Annotated in this window: 15 protein-coding genes; 9 read left to right on the top strand and 6 right to left on the bottom strand. The window is 63.3% G+C overall.

Translation table 11 applies throughout. The features are described 5' to 3' along the window. Positions 1-4 precede the first annotated feature (4 nt). The 3 genes from CH266_RS09345 (at position 5) to CH266_RS09330 (ending at position 3,432) form a co-directional block, all read left to right on the top strand. Entirely contained in the window at positions 5-1,294 is a 1,290-nt protein-coding gene (locus tag CH266_RS09345) for an adenylosuccinate synthase (RefSeq protein WP_027494295.1), read from the top strand. Between the two features lie 414 nt (positions 1,295-1,708). After that, a complete protein-coding gene (locus CH266_RS09340; RefSeq protein WP_032371491.1) occupies positions 1,709-2,245 on the top strand; it encodes an alternate-type signal peptide domain-containing protein in 537 nt (178 codons plus the stop codon). Between the two features lie 626 nt (positions 2,246-2,871). Further along, positions 2,872-3,432, top strand: a complete 561-nt coding sequence (locus tag CH266_RS09330) for a signal peptidase I (RefSeq protein ID WP_032371489.1) — start codon at positions 2,872-2,874, stop codon at positions 3,430-3,432. Between the two features lie 133 nt (positions 3,433-3,565). On the opposite strand, the gene CH266_RS25840 is transcribed toward CH266_RS09330, so the two are convergent. Continuing rightward, on the bottom strand, positions 3,566-3,817 hold the full coding sequence (locus CH266_RS25840) for a hypothetical protein (protein WP_230593050.1): 252 nt from the start codon (positions 3,815-3,817) through the stop codon (positions 3,566-3,568). Positions 3,818-3,994: 177 nt separating this feature from the next. Here CH266_RS25840 and CH266_RS25835 point away from each other — a divergent pair, with 177 nt between their 5' ends. After that, positions 3,995-5,539 carry a signal peptidase I gene (locus CH266_RS25835; protein WP_230593049.1) on the top strand — a complete coding sequence of 515 codons (1,545 nt, stop codon included), beginning with the start codon at positions 3,995-3,997 and terminating at the stop codon, positions 5,537-5,539. A gap of 469 nt (positions 5,540-6,008) precedes the next feature. Beyond that, complete coding sequence (locus CH266_RS09315) at positions 6,009-6,449, top strand: LGFP repeat-containing protein (protein WP_027494289.1); 441 nt, start codon at positions 6,009-6,011, stop codon at positions 6,447-6,449. Positions 6,450-6,520: 71 nt separating this feature from the next. Here CH266_RS09315 and CH266_RS09310 read toward each other — a convergent pair whose 3' ends face one another. Continuing rightward, a complete protein-coding gene (locus tag CH266_RS09310) occupies positions 6,521-7,045 on the bottom strand; it encodes a methylated-DNA--[protein]-cysteine S-methyltransferase (RefSeq protein ID WP_094715246.1) in 525 nt (174 codons plus the stop codon). Positions 7,046-7,135: 90 nt separating this feature from the next. Here CH266_RS09310 and yczR point away from each other — a divergent pair, with 90 nt between their 5' ends. Then, positions 7,136-8,617 (top strand): MocR-like transcription factor YczR, encoded by a 1,482-nt coding sequence (yczR, locus tag CH266_RS09305; RefSeq protein ID WP_027494287.1) that lies wholly within the window; start codon positions 7,136-7,138, stop codon positions 8,615-8,617. A gap of 84 nt (positions 8,618-8,701) precedes the next feature. Here yczR and CH266_RS09300 read toward each other — a convergent pair whose 3' ends face one another. Continuing rightward, positions 8,702-9,778, bottom strand: a complete 1,077-nt coding sequence (locus CH266_RS09300; RefSeq protein ID WP_094715144.1) for a CaiB/BaiF CoA transferase family protein — start codon at positions 9,776-9,778, stop codon at positions 8,702-8,704. A 95-nt stretch (positions 9,779-9,873) separates the two neighbouring features. On the opposite strand from CH266_RS09300, the gene purT reads away from it, so the two are divergent. Continuing rightward, the gene (purT, locus tag CH266_RS09295) at positions 9,874-11,070 is read left to right on the top strand and encodes a formate-dependent phosphoribosylglycinamide formyltransferase (protein WP_094715143.1); all 1,197 of its coding nucleotides are present in this window, start codon (positions 9,874-9,876) and stop codon (positions 11,068-11,070) included. Here purT and CH266_RS09290 read toward each other — a convergent pair. Continuing rightward, positions 11,067-11,762 (bottom strand): CPBP family intramembrane glutamic endopeptidase, encoded by a 696-nt coding sequence (locus tag CH266_RS09290; RefSeq protein ID WP_094735995.1) that lies wholly within the window; start codon positions 11,760-11,762, stop codon positions 11,067-11,069. The two genes, purT and CH266_RS09290, sit on opposite strands and share 4 nt — an antisense overlap. Positions 11,763-11,804: 42 nt before the next feature. Here CH266_RS09290 and CH266_RS09285 point away from each other — a divergent pair, with 42 nt between their 5' ends. Beyond that, positions 11,805-12,287 (top strand): DUF456 domain-containing protein, encoded by a 483-nt coding sequence (locus CH266_RS09285; protein ID WP_032406543.1) that lies wholly within the window; start codon positions 11,805-11,807, stop codon positions 12,285-12,287. On the opposite strand, the gene CH266_RS09280 is transcribed toward CH266_RS09285, so the two are convergent. Then, positions 12,284-13,030 (bottom strand): amidohydrolase family protein, encoded by a 747-nt coding sequence (locus CH266_RS09280; RefSeq protein WP_032406542.1) that lies wholly within the window; start codon positions 13,028-13,030, stop codon positions 12,284-12,286. The genes CH266_RS09285 and CH266_RS09280 overlap by 4 nt on opposite strands. A gap of 55 nt (positions 13,031-13,085) precedes the next feature. Between CH266_RS09280 and CH266_RS09275 the strand changes: the two genes are divergently transcribed. Beyond that, a complete protein-coding gene (locus tag CH266_RS09275; RefSeq protein WP_027494282.1) occupies positions 13,086-13,955 on the top strand; it encodes an SMP-30/gluconolactonase/LRE family protein in 870 nt (289 codons plus the stop codon). Positions 13,956-14,026: 71 nt separating this feature from the next. Here the strand turns inward: CH266_RS09275 and CH266_RS09270 are convergent, their stop codons facing one another. Further along, positions 14,027-15,412 carry an FAD-dependent oxidoreductase gene (locus CH266_RS09270; protein WP_032364954.1) on the bottom strand — a complete coding sequence of 462 codons (1,386 nt, stop codon included), beginning with the start codon at positions 15,410-15,412 and terminating at the stop codon, positions 14,027-14,029. Between the last annotated feature and the right edge of the window lie 285 nt (positions 15,413-15,697).

Raw genomic sequence — 15,697 nt, 5'->3', positions numbered from 1 at the left:
GCACATGCCGGCGATAGTCCTGATCGGCGCCCAGTGGGGCGACGAAGGCAAAGGCAAAGCCACCGACCTGTTCGGCGAACGACTTCAGTGGGTGGTTCGCTACCAAGGCGGCAACAACGCCGGCCACACCGTCGTTCTTCCCAACGGAGACAAGTTCGCACTGCACCTGATCCCGTCGGGAATTCTCACGCCGGGCGTCAAGAACGTCATCGGTAACGGTGTCGTCGTCGATCCGGGTGTGCTGCTCACCGAGCTCGACGGCCTCGAGAAGCGCGATGTCGATACGTCGAATCTGCTGCTCAGCGCCGATGCGCACCTGATCATGCCGTACCACGTGGCCATCGACAAGGTCACCGAGCGGTTCCTCGGAGCCAAGAAGATCGGCACCACCGGGCGCGGCATCGGCCCGTGCTACCAGGACAAGCTCGCCCGCGTGGGTGTGCGTGCGGCGGATGTGCTCGACGAGAAGATCCTGACCCAAAAGGTCGAGGCCGCACTGGAATTCAAGAACCAGGTGCTCTCGAAGATCTACAACCGCCGGGCGTTGGATCCACAGCAGGTCGTCGACGAGGTGCTCGAGCAGGCCGAAGGATTCAAGCACCGCATCACCGATACGCGCCTGCAGCTCAACCTCGCGCTCGAGCGCGGCGACACGATTCTGCTCGAGGGATCGCAGGGCACGTTGCTCGACGTCGACCACGGCACCTATCCGTACGTGACGTCGTCGAACCCGACGGCAGGCGGCGCGTCCGTCGGCTCGGGCATCGGCCCGAACAAGATCACCACGGTGCTCGGCATCCTCAAGGCGTACACGACGCGTGTGGGATCCGGTCCGTTCCCGACCGAGCTGTTCGACAACCACGGTGAGTACCTGGCCAAGCAGGGCGGCGAGGTGGGCGTCACCACCGGTCGCGCCCGACGTACGGGCTGGTTCGACGCGGTCATCGCTCGGTACGCCACCCGCGTCAACGGCATCACCGACTACTTCCTGACCAAGCTCGACGTGTTGTCCAGCCTGGACACCGTGCCCATCTGCGTCGCCTACGACGTCGACGGCGTCCGCCACGACGAAATGCCGATGACGCAGACCGGTTTCCACCACGCGAAGCCGATCTACGAAGAAATGCCCGGTTGGTGGGAGGACATCTCCGGTGCCCGGACATTCGAGGAACTGCCGATCAACGCGCAGAACTACGTCTTGCGTCTCGAGGAACTGTCGGGTGCGTACATGTCGTGCATCGGTGTGGGACCGGGCCGCGACGAAACCATCGTCCGTCGAGACATCCTGCGGTAGCCGAACCCGTCACCGAAAAGCCCCGAGGCACTCTGCCTCGGGGCTTTTTGCTGTCTCCGTACGGACCTATAGACCCAGGATCGTCTGTGTCGATGAAACAAACTGCGCTCTCGTATACCGGCCGGAAACAATTATTCGGATGGGTAATGGTCCGAAATCGTCCGTCGGCGGGTGTCCGATTCGACCGATTCCGGATGAGGCTCTGCTTTACAGATGATTGCGACATGTAAACGCAGAGTTCGAAACGAGCGGCCGAAAAGACTCCTGGACTTTTACTCTCACTTGGGTAACAGGCCACGTAGACGTGGCGAAACAATGAGCATCGCACCAATTGCGGAGGCCTCTTCGGATGGCCGACGATCCGATCGGATCACCCCCCTCGGCCCCGTGTGGCCACCGAAGAAAGTAGAACGAATGAACAAGGCAACCAAGGGCGCGCTCGCTGCCGCTGCCGCTGGCGTGCTCCTGCTCGGCGGTGCCGGGTCCTACGCGCTCTGGAGTGATAGCGAAACCGTCGACGGTGGCACCGTGACTGCAGGTATTCTCGACATCGCTCCCGGTACCAGTACGGGATGGAGAGACATTTCGGCGGGTGCGCCTGGCACCCCGATCCCATCGATCGCCAGCTTCCGTATGGTACCCGGCGACATCCTGCAGTACGACGCAACATTCGTAGTCACCGCCACCGGTAACAATCTGACCGCGACGTTGACGGCTGATCCGCTGACCGCAGTGAGGTACGACGGCACTTCCGGATTGACTGCTGTCAATGCTCCGGTCGTGGTTACCAACTCGACCGGATCCAACACAATCACCTCCGCTCAGGCCGGACAGACGATCACGGTGTCGGCGAAGGTCACCTTCGATAGGGAAACCGCCAATCAGGTCGGTCAGAACGGCACTATCAATTTGTCGACGTTCAAGCTGAATCTTCAGCAGACACGTCCGTAGTCATTTCGGTTCGTGTCGAAACTCAGACCGAGAGTCAAGACAATGTGGCTCGGTATTGCGGTTGCGTCGGTGGCTGTCCTGGCCTTTGGGTCAGTGCAGACTACCGGCGCACTGTGGCGCGACCAAGAGACGATGAACGCGGGGTCGGTCAAAGCGGGCACGTTGACTCTCTTTGCGGGTGGAGATTCGACTACGACCTCCCAGGTTTTCCAGTTCGACAACCTCGCCAAAACTTTGATTGCACCCGGTGAATTCGGCCAGGGTGCGATGGTGTTGAGGAACGGTGGCAACGTCCCGCTGCGGTTCAGAGTGAGCAGGATTGGGTTGACGCCGGCTACGGTGGCACCGGCCACGCCGGTGCAAGTCGCCGTAGACGTTCGGATCGGCACGACTGTTGCTGCTTGCACGACGACCAGTGCGCCGTCGGGCCCGTCCGTAGTCAGCGTTTCCGCGAGCACGTCGTCGCCTGCAATCGTCCCCGTCGGAACGCCGATCTTGGAGCAGACCATTCAGGCCAATCAGGCAGTGGTGCTGTGTGTGCGGTCGACGTTGGTGTCCGCCTCGACGTCAGTGTCGTCGTCGTACCGACATGAATTCACCATTGTTGGAGAGCAGGTGCAGAAGTAATGACGACCGCTGAGCAGACCAGCGAGAAGACCGGGCTCCGCTGGTGGATCGTCAACGTTATGTCCTTGCTTCTCTTGTTCTGTGTAGTGGCGATCCTCCTTGCAGCCGTGGTTGTGCCGAAGGTCAGCGGATCGCAGGCATATACAGTTCTGACCTCATCGATGGAACCGACGTATCCACCTGGAACCTTGATCGTCGTCAAGCCGGGCGACGTGCAGTCGATGGGCATCGGCGAACCCGTCACATACCAAATTGCCTCCGGACTGCCCGAAGTGATAACGCACAGGATCGTCGCCGTCGGTTTCGACGCAGAAAACAGGCGGGTTTACACAACGCAGGGCGACAATAATCCGCGTCCTGATGAGAGCCCGGTCAAGCCCGAGCAAATCCGCGGAAGTGTTTGGTACAGCATTCCGTACCTCGGGTACGTGAATAATTGGATTACCGGTGAGCGCCGAACGACCGCCGTATACGTGATTGCGGGCGGCTTGGTTGCATTCGCGCTCTATCAGTTTGCGAGCGCAGGGATCGACCGGTCGCGGCGAAAGCTGCAGTCGTGAGCTTTCTCCGTCCGGTGTTCAACGTCCTGTCCAGTACTCGCGTTCGTGCGCTTCTGTCGCTCGGGATGGTTCTGGGCCTCGGCGCCGTGGGCACTCTTGCCGCGTGGTCGTCGACTGTGGTTGCGACGTCAGGTCAGTTCACAACCGGAACTGTCGACATAACCATCAACAACTCGAACGATCCGGTGACGTACGCGTCTGCACCGCTGACCGGGTTGTTTCCCGGTTCGATTACCTCAGGGGCATTCACTGTCCGCAACGTCGGGTCGACAAATTTCTCGTACTCCGTCGCTGTTACCGGGACTGGTCTCGGCGCATTTTTCGATGTAACTGTCAGGAAGGACGGAAGTGTGACTGCGCCGTGCACTGACGGCACTGCAGTCACGCCATCACTCGCTCCTTTGCCCGCGAATCTACAGATTGCTCCTGTGGCAGCACCCCTGGCCGCCACAAGCGGAGTTCAAGTTCTGTGCGTAAGTCTGCGACTGTCGCCGGATGCCCCTGCTAGCGCGCAGAGCTCGACGGGGAACGTCAGCCTTCTCTTTACTGCGACGGGGGCTTGATGGCCAAGTCGAGACAAATGATGAAGGAATCCGCGCTCAATATCGGTGCGCTCTTAGGCGTTATTTGCTTCGTCTTCGCTGTGTGCGCTGTCTTCTTCGGCATCACACCGCTGATATTCCGTTCCGGCTCGATGAGCCCCGCGATTGATACGGGATCTTTGGCCTTGGCGCGTACCGTACCGGCGTCGTCGCTGACGGTCGGCGATATCGTGAGCATCAACCGTACGGATGGATCGCGTATTACGCACCGAGTTAACAAGATTCAGGGTTCTACCGGAAACTCTGTGTCGGTCCTCCTCAAAGGCGACGCAAATGCGGACGTCGATGCCGACAGTTATGCAATTACCGAAGCCGATCGAGTTTTCGCGCATGTGCCTTTTGGCGGCTATGTAGCAACGTGGACCACCACGCCGTTCGCCTGGGTGCTCGGCGCTGGACTTGCAGCATTCTTATTGTATGTCGCATGGCGTCCGGAGCCGAGTGCGCCACGTACGCCGAGCGGCAGGCACTCCTTGTCCACCGGGATTGCACTTGTAGCTGCTGGTGCGACCGCTCTGGGAATGGGGTATGCGCATCCTGACGTGACTGAGGCTGCTCTATCGGACACTGCGACTGTTCGGCCGGGGCCGCTAGCAGCTGGTACCTTACCCAACCCGACAGGACTGGTGTGCTCGGGCGGTGGGGCGTTGGCAGGATCGGTGACTTTGACCATCGGCCGTCCCGTGGCTCCGGTCACCGGGTTTCAGGTGGTAGTTCGGAATGCTGCAGGTACAACTTCCACGGCCCCGATGGCTTTCACGGTGCCGCAGACCGGTAGCGCCACCGCGGTGGTGACTTCCGGACTTCTCGGGGCATTGTTGGGCGGAACTTCGTATGCAGACGTTCGATCGACTGCTGGGCAGTGGGTCTCGCCCGGGAAACAGACCCAGACAATCACCTCTTTTCTAGGTGTGAATTGCAACGGCAGCGCCACCGCGTCGGCTAGCAGGCAAGCTGTGCCGATACCGTCGCCGACGATCGATAGTTCGGTGGCTAACACGACCGCGCCCGAGATCGCGGCATCGACCACGACAGCGACCACGACACCGACCACGACGGTTGCGCCTCCGAAAGCTACGGAAGTGCCACCAATGACGACGACGTCGGCACCGACCGTCCCCACCGAACCGGTCGTTCCCGCACCGATTGTCCCTGAACCAGTCGAGCCCGGACCTGCCGTCCCTGAGACGTCGGCGCTTCCGCCAGCCCCTCCAGCAAGCGCATTTGTCTCACCCGGTTCGCCGAAATCCTCGGGTGAGTACACAGCGAGTGTCGCACAAGGTGTGCTGGCAATAACCGATCCCGCGGAGGTGATCGTGTACGAATACCCAGTGTCGTCGAGTGAGCGTTACGGCACAGGGGCAGTGTGGTCCTCCAACGGCAGCTTGTACATCCTCTCGGAGAAATCTGCTCCGGTGCAGTTGGCTCCGTCAGGTGATGGCACGTTTGTTTCGAGTACGAAATCGACCGCTGACTTACCGTCGGACATCGCCGCGTTGCTTTAGCCCCGATCCACCGACGTCATCCCGCTGGGCTTCGTGTGCCGGCCTCTTACCACGGTTCCGGCGGCGGGTTGCAGGTGGTGCTGATCGCTCCGCTGTACCTACGCCGAGTCCGCGCCTCATGATGCCGAGGGCATGTGCGCGAAAGGTCCGTCGGTCAGACCCGACAGCAAGGTCTCGATGATCGCGTATGACCGGAGGTCCATTGCGGAGGACCTGCTTACCCGCGATTTGGAGCGATCGTAGGAGGCGCGCCTCGTTCGGCGTGTACGTAGACCGGCCGAAGGCGCGAGTCGATGTCGACTGCGCGTGGTCTCGAACGGTGGTCGACCCAGCAGCGACGGATGAGGTCCCCGCCGAGATTCTCGCCCTTCTCCAATAGCGGAGACGTCACATATATCTCCGAATCGAAGTGCGCGTCTACGAATCGGGTGGATAATCGAGGCCAAGTAAAGCGACGGAGGGCCGGTCGATGACTGAAAATTACAATGGCTTGGAAGTTTTCAGCTACCAATTCGATCGGTTTGCTTACGAACACTCGTGGATCGGGGCGCAGACCGGAGAATTCATGCTCGGTCCGCAAGGGGGCGGCATGTTGGAGTTCACCCACGCAATGGTGTTCGCCCTCCCCGAGGGTGGTGCGCACGAAGTACACGGACCCATCCTGGAGTGGTACCTCTCGCACGGCGGACCTTATGGCGCACTTGGCTATCCGATCAGCAACGAGCGCCCGACGCCCACCGGTTCCGGACGCTACAACCTGTTCCAGCGCGGAGCGATCGGCTGGCTACCGGATACGGGCGCATTCACCATCGGCGGTCGAGAAGAGGATTCCGATGTCAGTCCGGGTCCCGACGCCGCGACGGTCTCCGTTGTCGACGCCTCGATGTCTTCGGTCGGCATATCTGGCTGACAAAGCCAACTTCAGTCCTGTTTTGGATCTATATATTCGGTCGAGAAGTATCTTTAGCGATTACCGATGAATTAGAACAGCGTCGGCTCGTCGAATCCGGCGACGCCTTCGATGCCGAGAATTCGTTGTTTCGTATTCGCCCCGCCGGGAGCGGAGAAGCCACCGACCTCTCGGCCCGCGCCGAGCACGCGATGACACGGAACGATGATCGGTACCGGGTTTCGGCCCAGTGCCCCGCCCACCGCCTGGGCCGCGCCCGGCAGCCCGAGGCGACGCGCGATGTCTCCGTACGTCAGCGTCGCGCCCCTGGGGATCGCACTGCACACGGTGTAGACCGAGGCGTCGAACGCCGAAACCTGGAGCACCAGCGGGATCGGGCTCATGTCCACGTCGCGCCCGGCGAGGAGCGCCACGATTCGATCGATCGCGTCCTCGGCGAGAGCGTCGACCGGACCTAGGTCAGCGGCGAAGCCGGCCAGGTAATCGAGCATCGCCTCGTCCGACGGCTCGGGTAGTGCCACGGCAATCACGCCGTCCGCGCTCCAGGCAAGACCGCATCGCCCGATGGCCGTGTCGAAGAGGGTGCTGCTCGGCATGGGACGAGTATCCACCGGACGCCAACAGGCAGTCCAGTCGAACGCCCGATGGACTTGAAAGTTCGATGCCAGTGGGTGAATATGGGCTGTATGGCCTCCAGAGTGCTCAATGCAACGTCACTGGCACGAGATCTCGGAAGCTGGCGCGGCGACGCGTCGGCCGATGGATCCGGCAGGCGCAAGGCCTCCCGTCCCACGTACAGGGCTCTCGCGGACGGAGTTCGACTGCTCATTCACGACGGCCGCATCCCGTTGGGTGTCGGGTTGCCAAGCGAACGCGATCTGTCGGCTGCTCTCGACCTGAGTCGCACCACGATCACCTCGTCGTATTCGGTGCTGCGCGACGAGGGCTATCTCATCAGCAAACAGGGATCGCGCAGCACCGTGGCGTTGCCTGCCGCGCCGACACCGAACGGAATGTTGATTCAGTCGACGTCACCGTCGGGTCCGGTGGTGGACATGAGCCATGCGGCCATGTCGGCGGCCGACGGAACGATGACAGCAGCGTACGAATCTGCGCTGCAAGCACTTCCGACGTATCTGCCCACTCACGGTATGGAGCCCATCGGACTCGCTGTGTTGCGGGAGGCCATCGCGCAGCGTTTCGTCGAACGTGGGTTGCCCACCACCGCCGATCAGATCATGGTCACTTCGGGTGCGCAGCAAGCGGTTCGGTTGCTACTGGGCACGCTGACTGCGCCCGGTGACCGCGTCCTGATCGATCACCCGACGTATCCCAATGCACTCGAGGCCATCAGGCGTGTCGGTGCCCGGCCGGTGCCGGTGCCGGTCCGTCCCGTCGAAGGGGATTGGGATCTCGACGGAATCCGCAGTGCAGCAAGGCAAACCGCCGCCAAGGTGGCGTACTTGATTCCCGACTTCCACAACCCCACCGGGCAGGTGCTCGACGCGGAGGGGCGCGCCGAGCTCGCGCGCATCACCCGAGACACCCGAATGACGCTCATCGTCGACGAAACCATGGTGGACCTGTGGCTCGACGCGCCACCGCCGCCACCGGTCGCATCGTTCGGGCGGGTGTCGGGATCGGACATCGTGACGATCGGGTCGGCGTCGAAGTCGTTCTGGGGCGGTCTGCGCATCGGATGGATCAGAGCGCATCCATCGCTCGTGTCGCAGCTCGCCGGCTCGCGAGCAGCACACGACCTCGGTACGTCGATCGTCGATCAACTGGCGTCGTCGTTCCTGCTGCAGGATGCCGAACCTGCTCTGGAGGTCCGTCGATCCCAGCTGCGCGAGCGTCGAGATGTGCTCGAAGATGCTCTGGCCGAACATGTTCCGGAGTGGAAGTACCGGCGCTCGGAGGGCGGGATGTCGCTGTGGCTTCAGCTCCCCGCTCCGGTGTCGAGTGCGCTCGCCGCTACTGCGCCTGCGTTCGGGGCAGTGTTGGCCGCGGGCCCACGGTTCGGGGTCGAGGGTGCGTTCGAGCGTTACCTTCGGCTGCCGTACACCCGTGAGCCGCAGGAGCTTCGGGCTGCGGTTGCGGCCACTGCCGCGGCGTACCGAGCCTTGGCACCGAGCGTCGAATCCGAACAGCCGGCCCTGGTGTTCTGACCGGCGGTGTTCTGACCGCGAGCTCGAAGTTATGGACGAAAATCAGCCGTAAAGCGTCCATAACTTCGAGTTCGGCGCAAAGAATTACGCCCAGACGGATGCGATGTCGGTCGCCGTGGCGGGCGGTGGCGTCGGGACTCCGTTTTCGGTGCGCGAGAACCGCGGTGCCGGACGGTGCTGCGTCACGCCACCGATGTCGATGAGCGAGTCTCGGTCCTTCATGTGTGGGTGGTTCGGAGCCTCGGCGAAGGTGAGGACGGGGGAGGCGCAGGCGTCGGTGCCGTCGAAGATTGCGGCCCATTCGTCGCGGGTCTTGGTCAGGAATGTCGCGGTGAACGTCTCGCGCAGTTCCGGCCAGCGCGACTTGTCCATCTGTGACGGTAGGTCTGCATCGGCGAGACCGAGGCCGGTCACGAGCTGGGCGTAGAACTGCGGTTCGAGGGACCCGACCGCCATGTACTTGCCGTCCGATGTCTCGTACGTGTCGTAGAACGGCGCGCCCGTGTCGAGCAGGTTGACGCCGCGGTCGTCGCTCCATGCTCCGACGCCTCGCCAGGCCCAGATCATGTGCGACAGTGCCGCGGTGCCGTCGACCATGGCTGCGTCGACGACCTGTCCCTGTCCCGAATTCTGTCGTTCGTAGAGCGCCGCCATGATGCCGAAGACGAGGAACATCGATCCGCCGCCGAAGTCGCCGACCATGTTCATCGGTGGTACCGGTCGTTCGCCGTCGCGGCCGATGGCGTTGAGGACGCCGGTGACGGAGATGTAGTTGATGTCGTGGCCGGCGGTCTGTGCCCAGGGGCCTTCCTGCCCCCAGCCCGTCATGCGGCCGTAGACCAGGCGCGGGTTTCGGGCGAGGGCGTCGTCGGGCCCGAGTCCGAGTCGTTCGGTGACGCCGGGGCGGAAGCCCTCGATGAGGACGTCGGCGCGTTCGATCAGGCCGAGGACCTTCTCGATGTCGGCGGGATCCTTGAGGTTCGCCTCGACAATGGTGCGGCTGCGCAGCTGGTGGTCGTGTGGAGAGACCTGTCCGGCGCGTTGAACGCGGACGACGTCTGCGCCGAGGTCGGCGAGCAGTAGCGCTGCGTGCGGACCGGGCCCGATCCCGGCGAGTTCGACGACGCGGAGCCCTGCTAGCGGTCCACCAGTGTTAGCCACGTTTGTTGCCTCGTTCCGACTCGTCAGCTGCGATAGTGAATGGAGACTAACGTGTACTAGGGCGTCCAAGTGATGTGGGTGTGGATAATAAGGCTGTGACTGCCCCAGATCCCGTCCGCATCGGTACTCCACTCACGCCCGGTGCCACCCGGGTCATGCTCCTCGGAGCAGGTGAGCTGGGCAAAGAGGTCATCATTGCGTTCCAGCGCCTCGGTGTCGAGGTGATTGCCGTCGACCGTTACGACAACGCCCCGGGCCATCAGGTGGCGCATCACGCGTACACGATCGACATGAGCAATCCCGAAAAGCTGCTGGCGCTGATCGACGCTCAGCAGCCGGACTTCGTCGTCCCGGAGATCGAAGCCATTGCCACCGATGCGCTCGCCGAGGTGGAGGCCAAAGGACGCTCGGTGGTCATTCCGACCGCGCGTGCAACACAATTGACGATGAATCGCGAAGGAATCAGGCGGCTCGCGGCCGAGGAGCTCGGCCTGCCGACCTCGCCGTACGCGTTTGCCGATTCGTTGGACGAGGTCCGACAAGCGTTGTCCCACATCGGCTTCCCCGCTGTCATCAAGCCGGTGATGTCCTCGTCCGGCAAGGGGCAGTCGGTGGTACGAACCGAAGCCGACGTCGAGACGGCGTGGGACTACGCGTTGAAGGGCGGTCGTGTCGACCTCGGCCGCGTCATCGTCGAGGGATTCGTCGATTTCGATTACGAGATAACACTTCTCACCGTGCGCGCGACCGACGGAACGTCGTTCTGTGAGCCTATCGGCCATCTGCAGGAGTCGGGCGACTACATCGAATCCTGGCAGCCGCAACCGATGTCCGACGCGGCACTCGCGTCGGCGCGCGAAGTGGCCGAGAGAATCACGACGGCACTCGGTGGTCGGGGACTGTTCGGCGTGGAGCTGTTCGTGCAGGGCGACAACGTCTATTTCTCCGAGGTCAGCCCCCGGCCGCACGACACCGGCCTGGTAACGCTTCGTACGCAACGGTTCTCGGAGTTCGAGCTGCACGCCCGCGCCGTTCTCGGGCTGCCGATCGACACGACACTGCTCTCGCCGGGAGCGTCGGCGGTCATCTACGGCGGTGTCGATGCGGACGGAATCGCGTTCGAAGGCGTCGCCGATGCCCTCGCGGTTCCCGAAACCGATCTCCGGCTGTTCGGCAAGCCCGCCAGCTTCGTCCGGCGGCGAATGGGTGTTGCGGTGTCTACGGCGTCGGACATCGAGACTGCGCGGGCTCGGGCCCGCGAGGCAGCAGGCAAGGTTCGACCGACCGTCTAGATTGAGGCCACCACCGCCGCGGTAGCAAGGGCGTTGTTCATCGTGTGCAGTGCGATGCCCGGAATCAACGATCGGTGCAGTCGAACCAGCAGGGCCGCAGCAGAGCCTATGCAGACCATGATCAGCGCGATGGCGGGCAGCACGTGGACGGCCCCGAAGCACACCGCGGATCCGAGAACCGCGATCTGCCATCGTGTTCGGGTGTCGAACCACCCGAAGATCACCCGACGGAAGAGAATTTCCTCGAGTACCGGTGCGATCAGCACAGTGCAGACGATGGTGAGGGTTCCGGCGACCACACCCACGTCGAGTGCATCGAGAGTCGACGCGCTTCCGCCGGCATCCGAGGCGGGAGCTATGTCGACAGCGCCGGCGAGTGCAATGCCGACGCCCATGGCGGCGATCCACGCGACGGGTACTTCCCACAGCAGGTGCCACAGTGAGCGTGGACCCGACGTGAGCTGCAGATCCTTCCACGTCCAGCCGCGGCGACTCAGCGACTGCCACAAGGCAACTGCGAACACCGCCGTCGCCAGCGGAATGGCGTAGCCGAGTACCCAATTCAGGTTGAGCACACCGACGAGAAGCACGACCGCGGCCACCACAGCGATGGCACCGATGAGGAGGCTGCCGATGGACAGCAGGGCGTCGCCGCCGGAAACGGGACGTTCGAAAGTCGCGGTTCGGGGCACAGGCGTCAACTTACCGGCGATCGGCGTGCACACTTGACCACCATGAGCGCTCTCGGAGAAATACTGGTCGGCCTGGTGATTCTGGTCGGACTCGTCGGCATCGTCGTGCCCGTTCTGCCGGGCACCATCTTGATCTTCGCTGCTGTTGCGGTGTGGGCGTGGGTTACCGGCGGCACGGCCGCGTGGACGGTGTTCGGCATCGCGGCGGTGCTACTGGTTCTGAGCGGCGTCGTGAAGTACACCTGGCCGGGCCGCCGGATGCGCGAGGCCGGCGTGCCGATGCGGTCGCTGATCGTCGGCGGCCTGCTCGGCATCGTCGGCTTCTTCGTCATTCCCGTGGTGGGCCTGTTCATCGGTTTCATCGCCGGCGTCTACGTGGCCGAACTACCCAGGCACCGCAACCATTCCGAGGCCTGGCGATCGACCGTGCACGCCACCAAGGCGGCCGGGCTGTCCATCCTGGTGGAGCTGTTCGGCGCGTTGCTCGCCTCGGCCGTTTGGCTCGGGGGAGCGGTACTGATCTAAGGCACCCGATACCAAGTCCGGGCATTACCGTCGAGCACAGCGGGGAGGTCGCCGCCGACGGCCCCGGAGATGATGTCGATGTCGGTCTCGGAGAACGGCCGTGGGGCTCGTGTGCCGGGCAGGTCGGTGCCGAACAGCAGTGCCTCCGGGTTCACGCGGTGGATCTGCTGCAAGGTGTCGACGATGTCGAGGTCCACGCGGCCGAATCCTGTTGCCTTGACGCGTACTCCGCGGTCGACGAGGTTCAGCAGATAGGGAAGTCCCTGCGTCGACAGTCCCAGATGGTCGATGCTCACCGCCGGTAGTTTCGCAAGGATCGGCTCGAGCGAAAGCAGCAACGACGCGTCGACGTACAGCTCGGCGTGCCACCCCACCAGTTCGTGCACGCGTCGGGCCTGCGTGGTGAGCATCTCGACGTCGGTTTCACCGCGTTTGAGGTTGAATCGCATCGCCCGCACGCCTGCCTCGTCGAGGGCGACGATCTCCTCGTCCGTGCACTCCGGATCGAGCTGGGCCACCCCCACCCAGCCGCGTCCGAGCGTCTCCAGTGCGGCCAGCAGATAGCTCTGATCGGTGCCCTGGAACGATGCGGTGACCACGGCACCGCCGGTGATCCCGAGCCCGTCGACGTCGTAGAGATAGTTCGAGACGGTGTACGGATCCGGCGTGTATCCCTGGTTCTCGATCAGCGGAAATCTGGGGTCGATGATGTGTAGGTGGGCGTCGAACACGGGTCCCAGCATGCCAGCTCGCCGATTCGCCGTCGCGGCGACCTGGCTCGGTGTTTGAATGCGAAACATGAAACCGGAGACCACCGTCGTTCTCGACGGATACACGTATTTCGAATGTCCCCGCTGGCACGACGGGAGAATCTGGGTATCGGACTTCTACAGCCATCGCGTCGTATCCGCCCTCGAGGACGGTTCCGATGTGCGAGTCGAGGCCGAGGTGCCCAATCAGCCGTCGGGCCTGGGCTGGCTACCCGACGGGCGGCTGCTGATCGTCTCGATGCGCGATTACAAACTGCTACTACGCGAGCACGACGGGTCGCTGACCGTCCATGCCGATCTGTCGACGTACGTGAAGGCGAACCTCAACGACATGCTCGTCGATGCGCAGGGACGCGCCTACATCGGCAATTTCGGGTTCGATCTGATGAACTTCGCGCCCGTCGAGACGGCAGATCTGATTCGCGTCGATCCCGACGGGTCCGCGCACGTCGTGGCCTCGGACCTGTACTTCCCCAACGGGATGGCGTTCACCGATTCCGGTGAACTGCTCGTCGACGAGACGGTCGGGAACCGGGTCAGTGCCTTCGATATCGCCGAGGATGGATCGCTGGGGGAGCGGCGTGACTGGGCGACGTTCGGTGAACTGCCGTCGTCGACGGACATGGCAACGGCCATGAGTGAGGTGAAGGTGGCCGCCGACGGCTGCTGCATCGACACCGACGGCACGATGTGGATCGCCGACGCACTCGGTCAGCGCGTGTTGCACGTCGCGCCGGGCGGAGAGGTTCTCGAGCAGCTCGACTTCGATCTCGGAGTGTTCGCATGCGGACTCGGCGGATCCGACGGCCGCACGCTGTTCGTCTGCGCTGCACCCGATTTCAACGAGCATCAACGCAAGATCGAAACCGAGGGAAAGCTGCTGGCGGTTCGGGTGTAGAGCGCTTCGCGCATGTGAGTGGAAACTCGTAGCCTGCTACGCGTTTCCACTCACATGCGGCGCCAGCCGCTCTATGCCTTGTCGGGCTCGGAGGCCTTCAGCATGTCCTCACGCTCGACGACCTTGACGCGCTCGCGGCCTTCTTCTTCACCGAGTGAGCGTTCGTGGGCGTCGAGGCGGTACCAGCCGTCCCAGGTGGTGAACGGAACCTGCTTGCCTTCGAGGAACGAGGTGACGGCATCGAGGTCCGGCTCGGCCGCACCGGCGAAGCTGGGTGCATCCTCGAGCAGGTTCGCGACTGTTTCGTTGGCGTCGCCCTTGGTATGGCCGATGAGGCCGACGGGTCCGCGCTTGATCCAGCCGGTGACGTACGTGGCGGGAACGGGCGTGGTGGAGTGCGGCGATTCGACGACGCGTCCGGCCTCGTTGGGGATGGTGCCTGCCTGCTCGTCGAACGGGAGCTGGCTGATGTTCTGGCTGAGGTAGCCGACGGCGCGGTAGACGGCTTGGACGTCCCAGTCGTTGTACTTTCCGGTGCCGCGGACGTTGCCGGTGCCGTCGAGTTCGGTGCGTTCGGTACGTAGACCGACGACCTTGCCGTCCTCGCCGAGTACCTCGTGCGGGGACTCGAAGAAGTGCAGGAACAGCTTGTGCGGGCGAGCGCCGACGTCGCGGATGGCCCAGTCCTGCAGGGTGTTGGCGACCATGTCGATCTGCTTGGAGCTGCGGCGAGCCTGCTCGGAGCCTTCGTCGTAGTCGATGTCCTCGGGGGCGACGATGACCTCGATGTTGGGCGAGTGGTCGAGCTCGCGCAGTTCGAGCGGGGTGAACTTGGCCTGAGCCGGGCCGCGACGTCCGAAGACGTGCACCTCGAGGGCCTTGTTGGCTTTGAGGCCTTCGTAGACGTTGGCGGGGATTTCGGTGGGGAGCAGTTCGTCGCCGGTCTTGGCGAGGACGCGTGCGACGTCGAGGGCGACGTTGCCGACGCCGAGGACGGCGACCTTCTCGGCTTCGAGGGGCCAGGTGCGCGGCACGTCGGGGTGGCCGTCGTACCAGGAGACGAAGTCGGCGGCACCGTAGCTGCCGTCGAGGTCGATGCCGGGGATGTTCAGTGCGCGGTCCGCGTTGGCTCCGGTGGAGAAAATGACGGCGTCGTAGAAGCGACGCAGGTCGTCGAGGTTGATGTCGGTGCCGTAGTCGATGTTGCCGAGCAGGCGAACCTGAGGCTTGTCGAGCACCTTGTGCAGGGCGGTGATGATGCCCTTGATGCGTGGGTGGTCAGGGGCGACGCCGTAGCGAATGAGCCCGAACGGGGCCGGCATCCGCTCGAAGAGGTCGATGCTCACGCCCGGTCCGCTGACATTGTGGTCGGACTTCATGAGCGCGTCGGCGGCGTAGATGCCTGCCGGTCCGGCACCGACGATGGCGACGCGGAGTGGACGAGTCTGATCAGTCATGTGCAGCGAGCTACCTTCTTCGAGGGAAGTGCGGACACCCCAGCATAAATTAAGGACAACCTGAGCTGGGGCAGTGGGCAACTTGCCGTATTCCCCGGGTTCCGGTAGGAATTGACCCGTGCAGACGACATACCTGGTCCGACGGTTCACCGTCGACTTCTGTCGCACCTGCACCAACATGTGTTGTCGGTGACCTGACCCGACGCCCAATCCCTGTTCCCCGACGTCGTCGGGACGGGATCCCTCCCTCGACGGCCGTGCCGCGACCAGTAGGCGCACCGCTGT

Source organism: Rhodococcus sp. 06-1474-1B (assembly GCF_002258885.1).
In the GTDB taxonomy this organism is placed as follows: domain Bacteria; phylum Actinomycetota; class Actinomycetes; order Mycobacteriales; family Mycobacteriaceae; genus Rhodococcoides; species Rhodococcoides fascians.
This window is presented reverse-complemented; position numbering and strand designations above follow the sequence as displayed.